Genomic DNA, 18,773 nt, shown 5'->3' on the forward strand with positions numbered 1-18,773 from the left:
ATCGAAGGCTACTACAACATCCACCGCAAACACTCTTCCCTCGGCTACCGCACCCCGGCCCAGTTCGAGGCCTCATTCAACACGCTAAACTAACCAAATATCGGTCCAAAAATCAGTTGCATCTCAATCGAGGTTCCCTAGAACTGGCAGATGAAGGGCTACGGCACCTTCAATTACACCAATATCACCTACCCCTTCCACAAGGACCCGCCGCGCGTGATGGGCACGCCTCCGGGAAACTACCTGACCTTTCCAGAAGAGAACCGCAATCAGGTCGGCTCCTACCGCCGGACCTTCAAGATCCCCGATAATTGGAAGGGCCGCGAAACCCTTATCGCTTTCGAGGGAGTCGACTCCGCCTTCTACCTCTGGGTGAACGGAGAGAAGGTCGGCTACTCGCAGGACTCGCGCACCACCGCCGAGTTCCACATCACCGACTACCTCGTCGATGGCGAGAACACCCTCGCGGTCGAAGTCTATCAGCACTGCGACGGGTCCTACCTCGAGGATCAGGACATGTGGCGGCTCTCGGGGATCTTCCGCGACGTCTATCTGAAATCGCTCGCGCCGCTGGACCTGTGGGACGTCGAGGTGAAGGCCACGCTTCAGGATGATTTCACCACCGGAAGACTCAGCCCGAAACTGACGTTGCGGAACTTCTCCGACGAGAAGATCACCGGTACCGTCAAGGTCACCTTCGAGGAGCAGGGCAAAGCCCCGAGTGAGTTCTTCTCCACTACCATCGGCGTGGAGGCGGGCGGGATGGCAAGGCCTGAATTGCCTGAGATCCTGTATCCGGACATCGCCCGCTGGAGCGCCGAGACTCCGAATCTCCATCAACTCCGGATTTCCATCCGATCCGGAATCCACAAGGAGGCCACCTACACCATCCCCGTCGGCTTCAAACGCCAGGAAGTGAAGAACGGCCAGTTCCTCGTCAACGGCAAGGCCGTCCTCTTCAAGGGGGTCAACCGCCACGATCACCACCCGGATACCGGCCACTTTGTCAGCGAGGAATCGATGCGCCACGACATTCTCGTGATGAAGCAGCTCAATATGAACGCGGTGCGCGCTTCCCACTACCCGAATGACCCACGTTTCCTCGAACTCTGTGATGAACTCGGGCTCTACCTGATCGATGAGGCCAACATTGAGGCCCACGGGACCGGCTGGGGGCCGAACGCCCCGGACTCGCTCGCCAAGAAGCCGTCCTGGAAGGAAGCCCACCTCGACCGCGTGAAGAACATGGTCGAGCGCGACAAGAACCACCCGTCCATCGTGATGTGGTCCCTCGGCAACGAGTCCGGCGATGGAGTCTGCACCGAAGCCTGCGCCGAGTGGGTCAAGCAGCGCGACCCCTCCCGACCGGTTCACTACGAGCAGGCCCACGAGCGCCCGCACGTCGATGTCATCAGCCCGATGTACATGCCGCTTCCAGACCTCGCCAATTGGTGCCGCAGGGAAGAGAAGAAGCCACTCGCCGAACAGCGCCCGATGATCCAGTGCGAGTACTCGCACGCCATGGGAAACTCGTCCGGCAACCTCGCCGACTACTGGGACCTCTGGCGCGAGGAACGACTCCTGCAGGGAGGATTCATCTGGGACTTCATCGATCAGGGCATCACGGCGAAGAAACACGCCACCGACATCTGTGGCCCCGGCACCCACCTCATGGGCACGCTCACGGAAGCGCACGGCCTTCCGGCAGGTGGTGTTCTGGTAGCGGATAAGCCATCGCTCACTCCGAGCAAGAGCCTCGTCATCGAAGCCTGGGTCCGGGGCAACAAGGCTCCGACCACTGGCGCCGAGAACAACAACCGCAACGAGTCCGACGGTTATCCAATCCTGACCAAGGGCGACACTTGCTACTCCCTCAAGGTCGGGGCCTCCAACCGCAGCCTCCAGTTCTTCATCTACAACGGCACCTGGCAGACCATCGAAATCCCCCTACCAGAGAACTGGCTGGGACGCTGGCACAAGGTGACCGCGGAATGGAATGGTTCGGAAATCTCCCTCCGACTCAACGAAGGTGAAGCCATCAGCAGGGCAGTGACAGGCACCCCGAACCGGAATCAATATGACCTCGCCATCGGCCTCAATACCGAGAAGCCGTCACGACGCTTCGATGGCGCCATCAAGGCGGTCAAGCTGAGCATCGACGGCCGCGAGCAGCTGGACCTCGACTTCACCGTGCTCGCCAAGCAGCCCCGCACCCGCGAGTTCCAGTCCTACGGCGGTGACCATGGCGACCAGCCCAACGACCGATCGTTCTGCATGAACGGCGTGGTCCGCCCGGACCGCTCGTGGAGCCCGCAGGCCCACGAGGTCCACAAGGTGCACGAACCGGTGCAGATGCGCCTCAACCCGGAAAGCAACTCCCTCACTGTCACCAACGAGTATGACTTCATCGACCTTTCCCATCTCACCGCGACGGTCGAGTTTCAGGAAGACGGGGTCGTGATCGGCGAAGCAGTCCTCACACTGCCAGAGTGCCAACCCGGGGAAAGCGTCACCCTTCCTCTCCCTCAACCCACCCCAGCCGAGCGAAAGCCAGGCTCGGACTACCATGGGCTGATCACCTTCAAACTCCGCGACGATACTCCGTGGGCTGCGGCCGGACACATCGTCGCCCGCCATCAGTTCGTCCTCCAGCAGGCAAAACCTGAGCTCGGCGGTGACAAGGCCGAGGTCGCCTTCCGTCAGGACGACGCCACAGTCACTGCCAAGACCGACCGGGTCGTCGCCCGTTTCCAGAAATCCAACGGCTCACTTCTCTCCTATCAGGTCGATGGCAAGGAGCAGCTCGCCGGCCCGCTTCAGCTCAACTTCTGGCGCCCGCCCATCAACAACGACGAAGGGGCCAAGCTCCCCTTCAGGCTCAACGCGTGGCAGGATGTCGCCGGCAAGGCGAAGTCCAAGGAGGTGAAGCTCGAGGACAACCGTGCCTGGTTCGATGTCCGGCTTGGAGTGGGCAATAGCGATGCCGTCGTCGCCTACGACTTCCTCAAGGATGGCAGCCTCGACGTCACCGTGCAGATTTGGCCGCGCGAAGCGCCCATGCTTCCCCGCTTCGGCATGCAGTGCCAACTTCCCGCCTCGCAATCTCAGTGGAGCTGGTTCGGCCGCGGACCGCATGAGAACTACGTCGACCGTCGTAGATCCGCCTGGATCGGCGTGCACTCCGGTGAGGCCGGCGAGCTCTTCGACTACTACCTCGACCCGCAGGAATCGGGAAACCGCACCGAGGTGCGCTGGGCGCGCTTCGAAGGCCCGGACACCGGCATCACCTTCACTGCCCTCCCGGAACGCCTGCTCGAAGTGGCGGCCTACCCACACTCTCCCCTTGAGATTGAACTCGCGCGTCATCCGATTGACCTGCGGCCCTCGGAAACCCTGTTCGTCAACATCGACTACGGCCAGATGGGCCTCGGAGGCACCAACTCCTGGGGCCAGCTGCCCCTCCCCCAATACCGCCTCCCGGCCCAGGGCACCTACCGCTACGCCTTCCGCATCAGCACCAACCCGTGAGGGCCCGGCCCTCCGCATGGGAGTTCGACGGCGTGGCAGAAATACTCTGTCCCCCTTTTACCCTTCTGTCCTTCTTTATAAAAGGACACACCTTTTATGAAGATCTCATTGACACCGCTTTTTCCGGTGCTCAAGCTCCCCTCCGTCATGGCACAGAAGCGATGGATCAGCCCTTGGAAGGACTCGGCAGACAAGCCGAGCGTCTATCATGTGATTTCCCGAGTGGTGGATCGGCGTTTTGCCTTCGGACCGGAGGAAAAAGAGAAATTCCGGATGTTCATGCGCATGGCGGAAAACTTCACGGGCTGCCGAGTCCTCACCTACTGTGTGATGTCCAATCACTTCCACATCCTGCTGGAGGTGCCGCCGATGCCCGAGGCGGGCTTGGCGGATGAGGTGCTGTTTGACCGGCTGCGGGCACTGTATTCAAAGGGTCGCGTGGCGGCGGTGACCGAGGAATTGGCCGACCTAAGAAAGCGCGGCAACCAGGTAGCGGAGCTCGCTTTGATGAAGTCCTACTCCTACCGGATGCAGGACTTGAGCGAGTTCATGAAGGTGCTTTTACAGCGCTTCAGTCACTGGTTCAACAAGGCGCATGATCGCACCGGGCGGCTTTGGGAACAGCGCTTCAAGAGTGTGATGGTGGAAAGCGGGGTGGCATCGCGGACGATGGCGGCTTACATCGATTTGAATCCGGTGCGTGCTGGCATTTGCGTGGATCCGGCGGACTATCGATGGAGTGGATATGCCGAGGCGGTGGCAGGTGGAAAGCGGGCACGTGGTGGTTTGGTGCGGGCTCTCAAGCTTGGGGACGATCATGGAGGCACGGCCCGAGCATGGGCCCAGGGAGGACTGGCAAAGGAGTATCGCGCGCTGCTGTTAGGAGCCGCTGCAGAGGTGAAGACTGATGGCGAGGTGAAGCGCAAGGGAATGAAACCCGAGCGAGTGGAGGCCGAGCTTGCGGCGATGGAAAATCGCGGGAGCGATCTGGCGATTTCGAAAGCGATCCGCCATCGGGTGAGATATTTCACAGATGGTGTGGCGATTGGCGGTCGGGAATTTGTGGATGACGTTTTCAAAGGATGTCGTGAACGATTTGGAGCACGCCGTGTGGACGGAGCAAGGAGGCCTCGTGGAGCTCTGGCAGAGCTGGCCGGAACGGTCTGGTCAGCTCGGGATCTGCGCTCCGGGGTCGGTTGAAAGAATCCGAAAACGACCAACGAAGTTTGCCGTGTCTTTAGGCTGCTTGATTACGAGTCCGAAACCGGTCTCCCCTCAACGAAGTCAGCAATCTCGGAGTCGCAATGGATTGATTCAGGAAAGAAAAAATCCGTCCAAACTGACGAACTCAAACGTAAAGCTCAGGAAGGAGCAATCTCCTCGTCGACACCATCCGCCTCACCAACTTGGAACTTGGAACTTGGAACTTGGAACTTGGAACTTAATGTTTCCCTCATGCCAACCATCCTTCTCGTCTTCCTAGGAGGTGGCCTCGGCGCAGTCTCCCGCTGGGGTCTCTCGACGAGCATCCAGTCCCTCGCGGAAAAGTCCGCCCTGAAGCATTTTCCCTGGGGCATCCTCGCCTGCAATCTGTTAGGATGTTTCCTCGTCGGCATCCTCTTCGGAGCCTATGCCCAGCGCGAGCATCCCTCATGGCTGTTCCCGCTCGCGGTCACCGGCTTCCTCGGTGGATTCACCACCTTCTCCGCCTTCGGCAACGACACCCGCCAGCTATTCTTCGAAGGCTTCAACACCCTCGCCTTCACCAACGTCCTCGTCTCAACGGTCGGCGGAATCGTCATGGTGTTTCTCGGCTATAAACTCGCCTCGACCATTGCGGCCTAAGCCATTCGTTTTGGCATTGTTGCTTGGGACCTTGAAAATTTCTACGATGCGCACCTTCCATCATCACGATTTCGCCGACCTCGGATCTCTGATTTCTGAAAAGGAAGCCAAAGGACTAAGCGTTTCCCTCTGCATCCCCACACTCAACGAAGAAGGAACCATCGCACGGATTGTCGAGTGCATGCGCCGTGAACTCGTCGACTCACGCCCCCTGCTTGATGAACTGATCGTCATCGACTCCGGATCCACCGACCGCACCCGAACCCTCGCCGCCGAGGCCGGAGCTCAAGTGATCGAAGCTTCTTCCATCCTGCCCTTCCAAGGAAAGCGAACCGGCAAAGGGGAAAACCTTTGGAAGGCCGTGCACCAGTGTAAGGGAGACATCATCTGCTTCGTTGATGGAGACATCGGCAACATCCATGCACGCTTCGTCTATGGCACCGTCGGTCCATTGATCCGCGACGAAGATCTCGGCTACGTCAAAGGATTCTACGAGAGACCCCTCCTCGCTTCCGAAGGCGTCGATCCCCGCGGCGGCGGAAGAGTTACCGAACTGCTCGTCCGCCCGCTTTTCGCCCGCTTCTGTCCCGATCTCACCGGCCTCCACCAGCCGCTCGCCGGCGAGTATGCCGCCCGCCGATCGGTGCTCGAAATGATCCCCTTCCCCACCGGCTACGGTGTTGAAACCGCCCATCTGATCGATGTCTGGCGCACCTTCGGCATCGGTGCCATCGCCCAGACTGACCTCGACGAGCGCATTCATCGCAATCGCTCGCTCGCCGACCTCGGCCGCATGTCCGGTGAAATTCTTGATGCCTTTTTCGCCCGCTTCCCGGAAGTGACCGAAGCAAGCGAAGAGCGCCCACCGATGATCTCTCTGGCGGATTATCATGAGCGCTTTTCCAAATCAGCGAAAGGCGCTAGAAAGAACGCATGAGCGAGAATTGCGTCCGACCGCTTCAACCCAAGGAGCTCCGCGATGCGGTTCGATTGCTCGCTTTTCTCAACCCGGACTGCAGTTCCGAGGTGCTTGTCGATCGATTCGAGACGATCGTTGCCGAGCACCCCCACTACCACCCTCTCGGTGCCTTCACTGAAGGCAAGATGGTTGCCTTTGCCGGAGCTTGGATCGCCACCAAGGTGTGGTGCGGCCGCTACCTCGAAGTCGACAATCTTGTGGTCCACCCCGACTACCGCTCCAAGGGTTTTGGAAGTAGCCTGATCAAGCACTGCGAACAGCTGGCCAAGCAGCATGGCTGCAATCTACTCGTACTCGACAGCTACACCTCCAACCATCCGTCCCACCGTCTCTACCATCGCTTTGGCTTTGAAATCTGGGGCTTCCATTTCGTCAAGCAGATCGCCTCTTTCCAACGCTGATTCCCATGGACCATCCCGCCATCGCCATCGTTCACTACCACCTCCGCCGCGGCGGAGTCACCCGGGTTATCGAGACTGCGTCCGCCTGTCTCACAAAAGCCGGTATTCCCCACGTGATTCTCTGCGGTTCTCCTCCAGAGGGCCGCCATCGGCTACCAGTCAAGATCGTCGAGGAGCTCGGCTATGAAAATGAGACCAGCAAGAGCGCTTCAGGCCTGAGAATGGTTCAGGCGATGCGTGCCGCTCTCAGGGAAACCTTCGGCTCCGGGCGAGTCATCTGGCACCTGCACAATCACTCCATCGGCAAGAACCGGCATTTCTCTGATGCGGCTGGAATTCTCGCAGAATCTGGTGAGCCGCTTGTCCTTCAGTATCACGATTTCGCCGAGGACGGTCGTCCCAACGCCTATCCAACCATTGCTGATTCGGAGTCTCTCTACCCCTTCGCCCCTCAGATCGTCCACGCCTTCATCAACTCGCGCGACCGCCAGCATCTGATCAACGCCGGCCTTCCTGAAGCCCAGACCTTTCTCCACCCCGATGCCGTCACCCCACCGGCGAGAGTCAAGCCCCTGCCTCGAAGACCCCGCCGACCTCTGGTCCTCTACCCGGTGCGCGGCATTCGTCGTAAAAACCTGGGTGAACTCTTTCTCCTCGCTGCCCTGGCTCCGAAAGGAACCCGCTTCGCCGTCAGCCTCCGACCTGACAATCGCCGTTGGAACCCGATCCACGAAGAGTGGGTCGCCTTCGCCAGTGACACCGGCCTGCCCGTCATCCTCGATGCCGTCGGCAGAGTCTCGCCCGCTCCGAAAGCACCTCGGACCTACGCTTCCTGGATCAAGCACTCCACCCACTTCATTACCACCTCGGTCGCCGAAGGTTTCGGCCTCGGCTTTCTTGAACCGGCCACCATCGGCAAGCCGCTGCTCGGCCGCAATCTTCCCGTGGTCACCAACGACTTCGCGAAAGCAAACATCATACCCGGCACGCTCTACGACCGCCTGCTTGTCCCTGACTCATGGGTCGGACTCGAAACCCTGCGTCAGAAGCTTGTGCGCAGCATGCGAGCGGCCCTCGAAAGCTACCGTCAACCGATGTCGAACCAGCACCTCGAACGTTCCTTCGCCGCCATAAGACATCGCGGCTACGTCGATTTCGGCAACCTGCCGGAGAGCCTCCAGCGGCAGGTGATCCATCGCCTGCTCGCAGGTAGCGAACACCACGAAATCCTGGCACAGACCGGTCACAAGACCCAGCCGCTGAACGAATGGTTGGCCGAGACCCTTGCCAAAACCACACCAACGGTGACGCCCGATCAACTCGGCCCCTACACACCCAAAGCTTACCTGCGGCGACTCCGAGAACTCTATACCATGGCCTCCGAAGCCACCCCGGAAACCCCTTTCTACCTGCCCAAACACAAGGTCCTCAAAGAATTCCTCAAGCCAGGATCCTTTCACTTCCTATGCACTTGAAAGCCGTCCTCTTCGACGTCTACGAAACTCTCCTCACCGGAACCCGCCTGCAGGACCGCGAACCGGGATTGCGGCAGGTCCTCAGTCACTTCGGCCTCGATTACCCATCAAGTGAGTCCCTATGCGATCGACTGGACCGCGAAATCCGCATCGAAAACCAGCAGTCCCAGGAACCCCACCCGGAAGTCGATATTCGTGAGATCTGGAAGCGGATCTTCCCCTCGCTCGATCGTCCCGATGCCTTCTCTCTGGCTGCAGAGGAAGCCATCCACCCCGTGAGACTGAAAGCAGGAGCCAGGGACCTCGTCGTGGATTTCCACAAGCAGGGTCGACTCCTTGGCATCGTCTCGAATGCCCAGGCATACACCCGGATCCTTTTGGAAAAACATCTTGGCGAAGCTTGGAGCCACTTCACCCCCGACCTCATGATCTTCTCCTATGAACACCGTACTTCAAAACCGGGACGAGCGATCTTTCAGATCGCACTCGATCGCTTGAAAACCCACGGCATCGGACCCCATGAAACCCTCATGGTCGGAGATTCCATCGTCAACGACATCGAACCTGCCCAGCGGCTCGGCATGCAAGCCAGACTCGTCGCACGCTAGGGCGTCATTCAACAGCCTGACAAACCTGCTATCCTTCCAGCACACCCGACCCGGAATTGCCATTGTCGTATTCCACCCCAAGATAGGAGCCCGCATTGACCCGGACCGTCGGCGAACCTGCAAAGCTGACACTCACCGACCCACCCTGCGTGCAATCGATGGTGTATGAAAGCCAGACCGGGTCCGGCCCTTCGGCAATCTCGACGTTTACGAGGCTCTCACCTCCGTTGCTTGAAGAGAGGGTCAAGGTCGTAAGCTGGAGATTCTCCACCGTCACTCCGAGGTCCACTCCCTGGTCGGGGGGAATCAGATGCACGGCGGTCACGCTGCCGCTACTGAAATTGAAATGAGTGGGACCGTTACCACTGACGCGGATCTCTAGATTAATCATCTTATTTGGGGGATGGATCGCCTCCCTCAAGCAGGAAAAGTGCCACCAATATCGGCGACGAGCGGCAATAAAAAGCCCCTGCAAATCATCGACTTGCAGGGGCTGAAGTGGCGGAGCGGACGGGACTCGAACCCGCGACCTCTGCCGTGACAGGGCAGCGTTCTAACCAACTGAACTACCGCTCCAAAGGTAGTAGCGCCTCGCGGCGTGGGCGGACGCTAGGAGCCAGCAAACGCCCGTGCAACACCATTTTTAGGAAAATTTCATGGAATGGCTTCCTGCGGTCGCCATGGACGGGCGTGGTGGCTTTCAGCCGCTCAACCAAGCTCCAAAACCGCCTTTTCCAGCGATTCCAAATCCTCGACCGAGTGCACCACCGCGTCCTTGGAGATCTTCGCAACCAGCCCGGCGAGGACTTTACCCGGTCCCAATTCAATAAAGACCCGATGACCCTGCGCAATCAGATGCTCAATCGACTCCGTCCAGCGAACCGAACCCGTCACCTGCTGCTCCAGCATCGCACGAATCTCACCCGGATCCGAAACCACCGAAGCCCCAAAATTGCAAACCACGGGAATCGACGGAGCAATCATCTCCACACCCGCGAGCTCGGCCGCGAGCTTGTCCTGAGCACTTTGCATCAGGCGGCTGTGATAAGCACCAGCCACCTTGAGCTTCACCGCCTTTCGAATCCCGCTCTCACGCGCCTTCGCCACAGCCGCATCGATCCCCTCTTCCGTACCAGAAATCACGATCTGGCCCGGCGCATTGAAATTCGCGACGTCGACACCGCACTCCTCCGCCAATGACTTCACCGCGGACTCATCGCCGCCGATCATCGCCGCCATCGATCCCGTCGTCGCCTCGCATGCCTCTTCCATGAACTCCCCACGTCGCGCCACCAACGTCAGGCCAGCTGCCCGCGAAAAAGTTCCCGCTGCCGCATGCGCCGTGAACTCACCCAAAGACAATCCCGCCGCCGCCATCGGCTTGAGATCCGGCAGTCGCTCCTGCAGCAATGCCGCTGCCACCAGACCATGGAGGTAGAGTGCCGGCTGACAGCGCGAAGTCCGGGTCAGTTCTTCCGCCGGCCCTTCGAACATCACCTGACTCAGTGGCATCCCCAAAGCCTCATCCGCCTCGGCAAACATCGCCTTGGCGGTATCGGATACCTCATGAAAATCCTTACCCATGCCCACCTTCTGGGCGCCCTGGCCGGAGAATAGAAAAACGACATCGCTCATATCTCCCCCCACGTAGGCAGGCCTCTCCCCGGCAATCAAGCCCTTCCCTCATCAGGATCAGACACTTTCCCCTAGGCGACAGCACGCCTCAACACCAAGCTCGACTCCTCGCCGTGCCTCTCGAAGAACTCACCCTCAAGCTCGACCCTTCCGACATGCCGGAAATGGTTTCCGACCTCATCGACGAAGCCGACAAGCGCGACGCCGCGTTTTATGCCGCCGGTCTGGGAAAAAAGTATTCTCGCTACGTCCCCAGCGACCCCACCGTCGTCCACGCTGCCATCGCCTATCTCAAGCAGGCCAAAATGCTGCGTGGAAACGTCTTCTGTGAGTGGGGTTGCGGCTTTGGCGTCGCCGCCTCGATCGCGGCCATCCACGGATTCGAATCCTACGGCATCGAGTTCGTCCCGGAACTCGCCGATCTCGCCTCCCAACTCGCCGAAGACTTCGACCTCAAGGTCGAGATTCTCAACATCGACTACCTTCCCGAAGGCTTCGATGACTGTGAAGGCGTCGGCGGAAAAGACCTGGTGCCCCCGGATCCGCCGGCAGACCCCGACACCTTTGTTCCCCATCCCGAGTATGAAGGCCTCGATCCCAGTGAGGTCGACCTGTTCTATGTTTTCCCCTGGCCTGGCGAAGAACGCCTGATGATGGATCTTTTCGAAGCCATCGCTACCGAAGGCTCCATCCTCCTGATCTACATGGGCGACGGCGAACTCGGTGCCTTCATCAAGGACGAGGACTAAGATCGGATCCTTCGACTGTAGAAGTCGTTCACCAAATAGGAGGAGCCCCAGTTCAGGTGGGTGCCGATGGTTGACATGTAGGCGGCGATGATGATCCAGTCGATGGTTTGAAGATTCATGATGAGGCGGTTTGGGCTTAGCGGAACTTCTTGAGGCGGAGTTCAATGTCGTCTTTCAAGCGCTCCACATGGCTGAGCGTAAAATCGACGACATCTTCGCTATCTCCATGAATGAGGGGATTCAGGTCGATGGCGAAAGTCATGCCGGTTTCGGTATCGGAAGCGTGGGAGTCAAAGAAAGTGGCATTGGCGAGGCGGCGGCCCATGACGGCCAGGTCGTAGCGCTTTCCACCCATGATCTGGGAATCGAAGACACCATTGAGGGCGGCCTGCAAATTAGGGCGCGCCGATGTCGGAAGGAGCCCCTTGTCCTCGTCGATGAGCCAGTCGAGCGCCCGCCAGATCTCGCAGCCCCACGCCTGCTTCGGCCTCTTTTCCTCCGGCAAGTTGCGAATCGCCTCCAGACTGCGGAGGAAGACCGCGACGTGGGTGTCGTGCTTGTCGGCAGGGTTGTGAAGATAGACGACTTCGGGCAGCGCGATCGACAAGATGCTCGTGAGGTCCTCGACCGGGTGCTCGTTTGCCGGATCCTTGATGGCGGAACTCGGATAGTCCAGCTGCAGCATGGCGGCGTAGTCGCCGACCATCGCAGCCTTGCGCTGTTCGTCGACACGGATGGCCTGCATTTCCTGATCCGTGACGTGCCCGTATGGACCCGTGCGCGAACTGCCGGCACCATCGGTACAGGTGATGCCGGTAAACCAGGCGTCGGGTTTTCCGTAACAAGCTTCGATGCCGTGATAGGCAAAAAACTCGAGGTCATCCTGGTGCGCACCAATCCCCAGATGAGTGGTTCGCACCAGCGCACCGGGCATCGTGGTCGAGTCCGGAATAAAGAGATCCGCGGTGGATTGGAACAAGTTCATACAAGAGTGGGGTTCATGGAATTCGGGGAAGACTGGCAGCCGCGATTGCCTGGCCATGGCGCTTGAGCTTCTCGTCAGGAGTGCTGATCTGCAGGGTGGCAGCCTGGCGCGGAAACTCGTCCTGCAAAACGGTGTTCGCCTTATCGATAATCCACTCGCCTCCCTTGCCACTCAGCACCCGGCCGAGCAGAAGCAGATGGCGGATCTCATAAAATCGGGCGAAGTGGGGAATCGCATAGCCGAGATAGGTTCCGATGGTGCGATAGATGGCGGCGGCTCGTTCATCCCCCGCATCCATGAACTCCTGCACTGCCACCAGCTGCTCGGGCTTGCCGAGATTCATATCGATCTCCAGCCCCGAGCGTGGAATCAGGCGGGAAACGCCTTGTTGACTGAAATACTGAACCGCACAACCGAGGTCGCCGGACCATTCGTCGGCCGGCGCGTGCTCACGATAGTCAATCGGCACGAACGCCAGTTCGGACAGCCAGTTGGTGATCTCTCCAGCACCGTCGACATATCCCGCCGCAACGCTGGTTCCCATGGCAACACCAAGCACCGCGCCATCGCGCAGCGACATCGATCCGGCGAGCGCGGTGACGTCGCCATCATTGACCACGCACATCGGCACATCGTTCCATTCACGGGCGACCTTGAGGAAGATGCCTTCCACCTGCTCCTTGAACAGATCATCAGGAACGCCGCGGAACAGCGAAGCGACACGGACCAGATTGTTGACATAAACTCCTGCGGCCGAACCACCGATGGCGTCAACACGCGGCAGGTGGGCGGCCGCCCTTCGGAGACTGTCCATGATCCCGTCGTAGTGATAGGAGGGGTCTTTTTGGAAATAGGGATCCCAGGGAATTTCTTCTGAAAAGACCACCTTGCCATCAATCAACGCGGCACACTTGCGGTCCGAACCCCCGAGGTCGAATCCGATCCGACAGCCTTTCAGCGCGCTGTCTTCCCGGATACCCCGACCAGCAGCGATCTGCGGTTCATCCTGACCTTCGGAAACGTCACTTATGGTGAGGGTCTCATCAAAAACACGCTGGACGAAGTCAGCATCAAAGGCCCGCTCGCCGCGGGGCGAGTAGCGGGCCTGAAGCTCCATGCAGAGCTCCGGTGCCCCGGAAATGCGCAAGCGGCTGCCGCCGCGACCCCAAAGAAGAAACTTCACGATACGTTCCAAATGGCAGCGATTCAACATCCTCCATCTGGGCTCGTCCGGAAGGAGAATTTCGCGGTGACTGGTGCCGGTGCCGTCCGGTCGAAGTAGATCGATGACGATACTACGTCCGCCGTTTTCCGCACACAGGGCTTCGAAATTCCTCGTCCACAACGAGGCCGCCAGAAACTGGGGATCGAGTTCCGGCAGGTGGAGGGGAGCCGAGTTCATTGATGATATCATCATTGGGATCCGTTGAGTTGGGATGAAGCTGCCACATCGAGAATGAACGTGACGTTCGGGTGATGATGAAGGTGGGTCGCCGGACAGTCGTCTGACGGGGATTCGCGAAGCGCTCGCGCAATGATCGAAGCCTTCCCTTCCCCCCATGCAAGAAGGGCAATCCGTCGGGAACGGAGAATCGTTCCAACTCCCATCGTAATGGCTTTCATCGGCACCTGATCCAACCCGCCGAATAAATCGGCCGCATCTCTCCTGGTAATCGGGTCGAGACTTACCAGTCGTGTCACCGTGTCCACTGAAGAAGGCGGCTCGTTGAAGCCGATGTGTCCCGAGCGACCAATCCCGAGGATCTGGAGATCGATCCCACCAGCATCTTCGATCGCCTCTTCGTACGCCGCACAATGGGACTGGAGTTCCTCGGCAGCCACCATGCTGCCGGGAAGATGGGCCTGATGAAGAGGCAGATCGACTTGAGAGAAAAACCTCCGCCTCATGAAGGTGTGGTAGCTCTGCTCGTGATCGGCTGGCAGTCCCTGATACTCGTCCAGGTTGAAGGTCACGACGTTGGCGAAGCTGAGACCTTCCTCCCGGTGAAGCCGGATCAACTCACCATAGAGAGGAATGGGCGTGGAGCCGGTCGCAAGCCCCAGAACCAGCCGCTTCCCTTCGGCCGCACGCTGGCGAATTCCAGCGGCAATCTCGGCCGCCAATTGCCGGCAGGCGTCGACGGCATCATGATGCACAACGACTCCGGGATGGCCGGACACGCTTTGCGGCAGGACTGGATCGTTGGATGTGATGAGACCACTTGTATTCGATCATCTGGGCTTTTGAGTCGCTATAACGGCTGATAGATTCTCTTTTCCGGCAAATTTGCTTGTGCTAGATCTCCGCCCTTGAGAGGGTCGAACGATGAGGATTTCCCGCGAGCTGCGCTCCGCGGTCATGCGATTACCGGTTCCCGGATCTCCTGCCGCGTATTTTGAAGGCCGCGTGAGGGAACATGCCTGCGCTTTGGATGACATCCTGCTTTTTGCGAGACGGGACGCCAACGACCTTCAACGACGCAGCGCGGAGTCCCACCTGCACCGCCGCTTCGTCCTGGTGGTTTGTCTGGAGACCGAAGGTACCGTTTCCGTGGACGGCATTCCGTTCGCATTGAAGCCGGGACAGGCCCATTTGGTGTTCCCCCAATCCTACCACCATTTTCTGAAACTGACCAAGCCGTCCCTCTTATGGTTCATGGTCACCTTCGAGACCCGGGAGTCGGAGCGCCTCACGAAGCTCCGACAACGGACCCTGGATCTCGCGCAGGCCGACCTGGATTCCCTGTTCCACATGGCGACCTGCTTCGCCGCGGAGCAGAGTTCCGGTCAAGGTGATGCCCTGAGCCTGGACCTGTCGCGACTGCTCTGCCGATGGTGCCGGATCGTGGAAGATGAAGAAAACCCCGTGCCGTTCAATCACTCGCGCAAGGATGCCGGACTGTGGCAGCGGTTTCAGCTTCAGCTCGAAAAACTGCCGCCTGAAGACCTTCGCATCGCTCCGCTTTGTCACCGACTGTCGATCTCCGAACGGCATCTGCGTCAGAAGTTCCAGGCCCAGTTCGGAGTCTCGCTCGGAGTCTATTTGAAGAACTACCGCATCAGGCGCGCCATCGGCCTCCTGGCGACAAGCGACCTGTCGATCGCCGAGATTGCTGATCGCTGCGGCTACCAGTCATCAGCGAGTTTCCATCGCGCATTCCGGAGTCAGGTCGGGGTGGGTCCAGGCGAATTCCGAAAGCGCCCGACAACATCGATCAGGACGTGAGGTAGCCACTTGTAGATCACCCTCTAGCTCTCACTCGGCAACTTCGTGATCTTCCGCGCCACTGCCCAGCTCTTCTCCGGATCGATGACTTTCCCTTCTAGCTCTCACTCAACCACGGCGAGGCGATCCTCCACATTCCTTCAATCGAATTAAGAAAGAGTTCACCATTAGTGGTCATATTTTCCCTACCCCAAAAAGGCGAAAGCCCCAATCCGTTGAGGATCAGGGCCTTTCATTGGCTCCGGCGGTAGGGTTCGAACCTACGACCTAGTGGTTAACAGCCACCCGCTCTACCGCTGAGCTACACCGGATTGTGATTTGAAAGTCGCCCCTTTCAGGGCGGGCGGAAGATGGATTCGACACAGGGTCCGACGCAAGTGAAAAATGAACCGCCATCCGCTCATTTTCGTTAATCAGCCCGACCTCGTCATGAAAAAACCGTGCTCGCCGCGCTTACCTTACTAAACAGCCTGCTTTGCCTCGACCCGCTCGCTGGTGGGTGTTTCATCCGAGTCTTTCGCTGGACCTTCGTCGCGACGGGGAGGGCTCCCTTCAAAGGAATCCTGTTCGGCCTCGGGCTTGGGTTGCTCGGGAACGGCATCGGCTGCCATCCGCAGCACTCGCCTTGCATAACGGTCAGCTGGAGAGAGATTCATTCGCTCCAAGGCAGCTCGTCCATCGACACCCGGCCGGGAGTTCAACAGAGAAATGATCGCGTCATCATTCAGAACATCGAGACGGATCGTTACTTCCGACAAGCGATCCAGAAGTCCCGCGCTCAAGGCCGGAACGAAGGCACTTTCCCAAACATCATCATTCAGGGAAACCACCAGATCGACACGGGGGGCTTCCTGGCGGACGGTGGCAAGGAAACCTGCCACGCGACGGGCGCCATCGGGATCACCATGAACGCCTTCCAGATCGTCGACCACCAGGGCCACTCGGTGGAAGCGAGACAGCAGCGCCAGCAAAGTTCCGAAGCGCTCCGCGTCCGCGCCTTCGACGGCTTTTTGCATCAGCATACCGGTTCGACCCGGATGCTCGGGAGCTGCGACGGCAAAGCGGAAGAGTGCTGCCAACCAGAATGCGACCTGATTGAGGGAGCATCCGGTCGTTTTGCTCACTTCCAGTGAAAGCCGCGGTCCAAGCACTTCAAAATTCTCGCGTGTCCAATGAGCCGTGACGGCCTGGGGGTGGTGGAAATCGAAGGTCTCGACTGGACGCTGCTGCAAGGCCTCGACCGCCGCTTCCCGATCCTGACAAGGCACTTCGCCTGAAAGAACCAGAGGCTGAAGGCCATGGGCAAGCAGGTGGCGGGCATGAATGTCCAGCACGGTGAGTCCCCCACCCGCCGGAAGTTGCCGGGTCAAGCGACGCAGCGCGTCCTCGATCGCGGCTCTGGGATCCACCTTGCTCCCATCGAGCGGCCGCAAGGGAATGAATTCATGTCCGTGGGACAGGCGTTGTCGAACTTGCTCAAGCAGGTGGGTCTTGCCGTAACCGGCACGTGGCGCCCGCAGCAGGATCCCGCGACCCGAAGCCTCGGTGGGCACTCGGAGAACATCCTCAAGGCGAGTGACACCATCGGAGTTGACGGCCGAAGCATGGGGCGCTCCGGACTGGCCGAAGTTCTCGAAAAAGGGCTGGAAAGAGACAGGAGATTCCATTCGATAAATCAGTTTCGGGGGGAGACTGTTCGGCGGACTTCTAAGTCACAAGCAAAAGAAAGAGCGCCCCGGTGTCAAGGAGCCTATTTGGATCGCGATCTCAGGATTCTCCGCGCTAGCGGGGAGTTGTCAGGTCGCGAAACTCATCCTCGAGGCTGTTGACTCCGCCGCTCGCCGGCGAAGTGCTTTGAAGCGCGGTCTTGAGTTGATCCCCGAGGTCGTCGATCGGCTTCGTGCTTGTTCCAGAGACCTTGACCCTCGCCCAGTAGTGGCCACCACTACGCCGGTTGAATACCGCCGGAATGGCTCTCGAGGCACTGCCCAGAACTGTGGAATCGGGCAACCCGACCTCCAATACCCCTTCAAGAGCCCCGCCTTGTTTCTCGGCGAGGGTCCCTTCGACTTTGATCAAACTTTGGGAAACCAGCGAGATCTGCTCGAGCCGGGTTTCCGTGAGTGTTTTCTTCAACTTCGCCCGCGCTTCGGTTTCAAACCTTGCCTGAGAAAATCGCTCGTTGCCTGTCTCGAGCGCGAGCACATTGAAGAATCCAAGGCTGTGAAGGGTCAACGTGGAGGAGATCGTCACATGAATTGGAGCTTCGATTCGAAGACTGCTGGGGTCCGTCACATCGAAAAACAGGCGCCCGGTGTTCACCTCATCTTCAGGGGTTTCGAAGCGGGCTTCCACGATTCTGCCCAGACCCGTTCCTAACAGAGCCATCGAAGGCATCTCCTTCAGTTCAAATCTCAATTCGCTTTGGCCACCACGTGTCAGGATGGGAGGAAGCTGTCGACCTCTCAAGCGTATCTGGGCATCCGGAGACCCTTCGGGAACCAGTTCAATATTGCCCACCGTCACTCCTTCGGTCGAAAGCTGCAGGGACGCGAACTCCAGCACGAAGGTTCCCCAGTTCATGACCCGAGACTTTCCGCCCTGAAGGACGAGATTGCCGCTTGCCCGTGCCGGGTCGGGCACCAGATAGGACGCTTCCGATTCGGAAAGGACCATCGCCGGTTGCGGGCCGTCGCCAAATCTGACGCTGAAGCGCTTGGCCCGGTAGGAGAAATTGAAAGGGCAGGATCCTGCCGGAAGACCCGCTGCGCCAGAAGCTTCTTTCGAGGCGGCTCGAAGCACCAGTTCACCGCCGCTTCGCGCCACAATTTGCTCACCCCGTAGCTCGGTGCCGAAGTAGCTGGAAAGTTTCACGTCACCTTGGAGACCATTGAGGGTCAAGCGCGCGGCGGGTTCGGTCTCAGGCCACGACAACATGAGGCTACCCGCCCCGATACTCACCGGAGTCGCACGAAACTGGGTCGTTTTAACTTCGGCACCGGTCCATGCACCCACCTCGGCTTCCAGGTTCTCCCGGAAGCCCTTGCTGTTGAGATAGAAGACCCAGGCGAGCACTCCGAGTCCCATAGCCAGAACCAAAACGGTGACCACTGCGGCGAGGACGAGACTACGTTTCCTCTGTTTGGCTTCTGCCTCCTTGTGAGGCTGGTTCGAACGCCGCTTGCGCTTGCGAACCTTCATGACCTGCGTCCCATCTTCGCGGACGACAAGTCGCGGCTTTTCGTCCGAGTCCCCCCCGCTACGCGTGCGCAGCCGGTTCATCATCTCGTCGATTGAATACTTATCCTGCTCGGAATCTGACATCGGTGCAAAAGGAATGAG

The 18,773-nt window shown here is 59.2% G+C and carries 17 protein-coding genes and 2 tRNA genes; 9 read left to right on the top strand and 10 right to left on the bottom strand.

Going from position 1 to position 18,773, the window contains the following annotated elements; genetic code table 11:
• Nucleotides 1-150: 150 nt before the first annotated feature.
• The 7 genes from WBG04_RS04255 (at nucleotide 151) to WBG04_RS04285 (ending at nucleotide 8,836) form a co-directional block, all read left to right on the top strand.
• Complete coding sequence (locus WBG04_RS04255; RefSeq protein WP_424313138.1) at nucleotides 151-3,528, top strand: glycoside hydrolase family 2 TIM barrel-domain containing protein; 3,378 nt, start codon at nucleotides 151-153, stop codon at nucleotides 3,526-3,528.
• Nucleotides 3,529-3,675: 147 nt separating this feature from the next.
• On the top strand, nucleotides 3,676-4,728 hold the full coding sequence (locus WBG04_RS04260) for a transposase (protein WP_424313139.1): 1,053 nt from the start codon (nucleotides 3,676-3,678) through the stop codon (nucleotides 4,726-4,728).
• A 255-nt stretch (nucleotides 4,729-4,983) separates the two neighbouring features.
• Nucleotides 4,984-5,373 (top strand): fluoride efflux transporter CrcB, encoded by a 390-nt coding sequence (gene crcB, locus WBG04_RS04265; protein WP_424313140.1) that lies wholly within the window; start codon nucleotides 4,984-4,986, stop codon nucleotides 5,371-5,373.
• Nucleotides 5,374-5,419: 46 nt separating this feature from the next.
• Nucleotides 5,420-6,310: a glucosyl-3-phosphoglycerate synthase gene (locus WBG04_RS04270; RefSeq protein WP_424313141.1), complete on the top strand. Its 891-nt coding sequence runs from the start codon at nucleotides 5,420-5,422 to the stop codon at nucleotides 6,308-6,310.
• Nucleotides 6,307-6,753 carry a GNAT family N-acetyltransferase gene (locus WBG04_RS04275; RefSeq protein WP_424313142.1) on the top strand — a complete coding sequence of 149 codons (447 nt, stop codon included), beginning with the start codon at nucleotides 6,307-6,309 and terminating at the stop codon, nucleotides 6,751-6,753. The genes WBG04_RS04270 and WBG04_RS04275 overlap by 4 nt, the downstream gene beginning before the upstream one ends.
• 5 nt (nucleotides 6,754-6,758) lie before the next feature.
• Nucleotides 6,759-8,228, top strand: coding sequence for a hypothetical protein (locus tag WBG04_RS04280; RefSeq protein WP_424313143.1), 1,470 nt, complete (start codon nucleotides 6,759-6,761; stop codon nucleotides 8,226-8,228).
• Nucleotides 8,219-8,836 carry an HAD family hydrolase gene (locus WBG04_RS04285; protein WP_424313144.1) on the top strand — a complete coding sequence of 206 codons (618 nt, stop codon included), beginning with the start codon at nucleotides 8,219-8,221 and terminating at the stop codon, nucleotides 8,834-8,836. Before WBG04_RS04280 ends, WBG04_RS04285 begins: the two co-directional genes overlap by 10 nt.
• Nucleotides 8,837-8,864: 28 nt before the next feature.
• Here WBG04_RS04285 and WBG04_RS04290 read toward each other — a convergent pair whose 3' ends face one another.
• From WBG04_RS04290 to fabD, 3 genes are all read right to left on the bottom strand, one after another.
• Nucleotides 8,865-9,227, bottom strand: a complete 363-nt coding sequence (locus WBG04_RS04290; RefSeq protein WP_424313145.1) for a hypothetical protein — start codon at nucleotides 9,225-9,227, stop codon at nucleotides 8,865-8,867.
• Nucleotides 9,228-9,335: 108 nt separating this feature from the next.
• Nucleotides 9,336-9,412 (bottom strand) — tRNA-Asp (locus WBG04_RS04295).
• 132 nt (nucleotides 9,413-9,544) lie between these two features.
• Nucleotides 9,545-10,471 carry an ACP S-malonyltransferase gene (gene fabD / locus WBG04_RS04300; protein WP_424313146.1) on the bottom strand — a complete coding sequence of 309 codons (927 nt, stop codon included), beginning with the start codon at nucleotides 10,469-10,471 and terminating at the stop codon, nucleotides 9,545-9,547.
• A gap of 113 nt (nucleotides 10,472-10,584) precedes the next feature.
• On the opposite strand from fabD, the gene WBG04_RS04305 reads away from it, so the two are divergent.
• On the top strand, nucleotides 10,585-11,220 hold the full coding sequence (locus WBG04_RS04305) for a hypothetical protein (protein WP_424313147.1): 636 nt from the start codon (nucleotides 10,585-10,587) through the stop codon (nucleotides 11,218-11,220).
• On the opposite strand, the gene WBG04_RS04310 is transcribed toward WBG04_RS04305, so the two are convergent.
• From WBG04_RS04310 to WBG04_RS04325, 4 genes are read right to left on the bottom strand one after another with little or no spacing between them, the layout of a single operon-like run.
• Nucleotides 11,217-11,339: a hypothetical protein gene (locus WBG04_RS04310; protein ID WP_424313176.1), complete on the bottom strand. Its 123-nt coding sequence runs from the start codon at nucleotides 11,337-11,339 to the stop codon at nucleotides 11,217-11,219. The two genes, WBG04_RS04305 and WBG04_RS04310, sit on opposite strands and share 4 nt — an antisense overlap.
• Nucleotides 11,340-11,356: 17 nt before the next feature.
• Nucleotides 11,357-12,205 carry a PIG-L deacetylase family protein gene (locus WBG04_RS04315; RefSeq protein ID WP_424313148.1) on the bottom strand — a complete coding sequence of 283 codons (849 nt, stop codon included), beginning with the start codon at nucleotides 12,203-12,205 and terminating at the stop codon, nucleotides 11,357-11,359.
• A gap of 13 nt (nucleotides 12,206-12,218) precedes the next feature.
• The gene (locus tag WBG04_RS04320) at nucleotides 12,219-13,607 is read right to left on the bottom strand and encodes an ROK family protein (protein ID WP_424313149.1); all 1,389 of its coding nucleotides are present in this window, start codon (nucleotides 13,605-13,607) and stop codon (nucleotides 12,219-12,221) included.
• Between the two features lie 11 nt (nucleotides 13,608-13,618).
• The gene (locus WBG04_RS04325; RefSeq protein ID WP_424313150.1) at nucleotides 13,619-14,386 is read right to left on the bottom strand and encodes a 6-phosphogluconolactonase; all 768 of its coding nucleotides are present in this window, start codon (nucleotides 14,384-14,386) and stop codon (nucleotides 13,619-13,621) included.
• A 145-nt stretch (nucleotides 14,387-14,531) separates the two neighbouring features.
• Here WBG04_RS04325 and WBG04_RS04330 point away from each other — a divergent pair, with 145 nt between their 5' ends.
• The gene (locus WBG04_RS04330; protein WP_424313151.1) at nucleotides 14,532-15,431 is read left to right on the top strand and encodes a helix-turn-helix domain-containing protein; all 900 of its coding nucleotides are present in this window, start codon (nucleotides 14,532-14,534) and stop codon (nucleotides 15,429-15,431) included.
• 236 nt (nucleotides 15,432-15,667) lie between these two features.
• On the opposite strand, the gene WBG04_RS04335 is transcribed toward WBG04_RS04330, so the two are convergent.
• The 3 genes from WBG04_RS04335 to WBG04_RS04345 all read right to left on the bottom strand — a co-directional run bounded on the left by WBG04_RS04335 (nucleotide 15,668) and on the right by WBG04_RS04345 (nucleotide 18,755).
• Nucleotides 15,668-15,742, bottom strand: a tRNA-Asn gene (locus WBG04_RS04335).
• Nucleotides 15,743-15,892: 150 nt separating this feature from the next.
• Nucleotides 15,893-17,098 carry a hypothetical protein gene (locus WBG04_RS04340; protein ID WP_424313152.1) on the bottom strand — a complete coding sequence of 402 codons (1,206 nt, stop codon included), beginning with the start codon at nucleotides 17,096-17,098 and terminating at the stop codon, nucleotides 15,893-15,895.
• A gap of 115 nt (nucleotides 17,099-17,213) precedes the next feature.
• Nucleotides 17,214-18,755 carry a hypothetical protein gene (locus WBG04_RS04345; RefSeq protein WP_424313153.1) on the bottom strand — a complete coding sequence of 514 codons (1,542 nt, stop codon included), beginning with the start codon at nucleotides 18,753-18,755 and terminating at the stop codon, nucleotides 17,214-17,216.
• Nucleotides 18,756-18,773 lie beyond the last annotated feature (18 nt).

Source organism: Haloferula sp. (assembly GCF_049672945.1).
Classification (GTDB): Bacteria; Verrucomicrobiota; Verrucomicrobiia; order Verrucomicrobiales; family Akkermansiaceae; genus Haloferula.

Excerpts from the sequence above, each read along its gene's own strand:
- WBG04_RS04255 (WP_424313138.1), top strand. The coding sequence starts at position 151 with ATGAAGGGCTACGGCACCTTCAATTACACCAATATCACCTACCCCTTC.
- WBG04_RS04260 (WP_424313139.1), top strand. The coding sequence starts at position 3,676 with ATGGCACAGAAGCGATGGATCAGCCCTTGGAAGGACTCGGCAGACAAG.
- crcB (WP_424313140.1), top strand. The coding sequence starts at position 4,984 with ATGCCAACCATCCTTCTCGTCTTCCTAGGAGGTGGCCTCGGCGCAGTC.
- WBG04_RS04270 (WP_424313141.1), top strand. The coding sequence starts at position 5,420 with ATGCGCACCTTCCATCATCACGATTTCGCCGACCTCGGATCTCTGATT.
- WBG04_RS04275 (WP_424313142.1), top strand. The coding sequence starts at position 6,307 with ATGAGCGAGAATTGCGTCCGACCGCTTCAACCCAAGGAGCTCCGCGAT.
- WBG04_RS04280 (WP_424313143.1), top strand. The coding sequence starts at position 6,759 with ATGGACCATCCCGCCATCGCCATCGTTCACTACCACCTCCGCCGCGGC.
- WBG04_RS04285 (WP_424313144.1), top strand. The coding sequence starts at position 8,219 with ATGCACTTGAAAGCCGTCCTCTTCGACGTCTACGAAACTCTCCTCACC.
- WBG04_RS04290 (WP_424313145.1), bottom strand. The coding sequence starts at position 9,227 with ATGATTAATCTAGAGATCCGCGTCAGTGGTAACGGTCCCACTCATTTC.
- fabD (WP_424313146.1), bottom strand. The coding sequence starts at position 10,471 with ATGAGCGATGTCGTTTTTCTATTCTCCGGCCAGGGCGCCCAGAAGGTG.
- WBG04_RS04310 (WP_424313176.1), bottom strand. The coding sequence starts at position 11,339 with ATGAATCTTCAAACCATCGACTGGATCATCATCGCCGCCTACATGTCA.
- WBG04_RS04315 (WP_424313148.1), bottom strand. The coding sequence starts at position 12,205 with ATGAACTTGTTCCAATCCACCGCGGATCTCTTTATTCCGGACTCGACC.
- WBG04_RS04320 (WP_424313149.1), bottom strand. The coding sequence starts at position 13,607 with ATGAACTCGGCTCCCCTCCACCTGCCGGAACTCGATCCCCAGTTTCTG.
- WBG04_RS04330 (WP_424313151.1), top strand. The coding sequence starts at position 14,532 with ATGAGGATTTCCCGCGAGCTGCGCTCCGCGGTCATGCGATTACCGGTT.
- WBG04_RS04340 (WP_424313152.1), bottom strand. The coding sequence starts at position 17,098 with ATGGAATCTCCTGTCTCTTTCCAGCCCTTTTTCGAGAACTTCGGCCAG.
- WBG04_RS04345 (WP_424313153.1), bottom strand. The coding sequence starts at position 18,755 with ATGTCAGATTCCGAGCAGGATAAGTATTCAATCGACGAGATGATGAAC.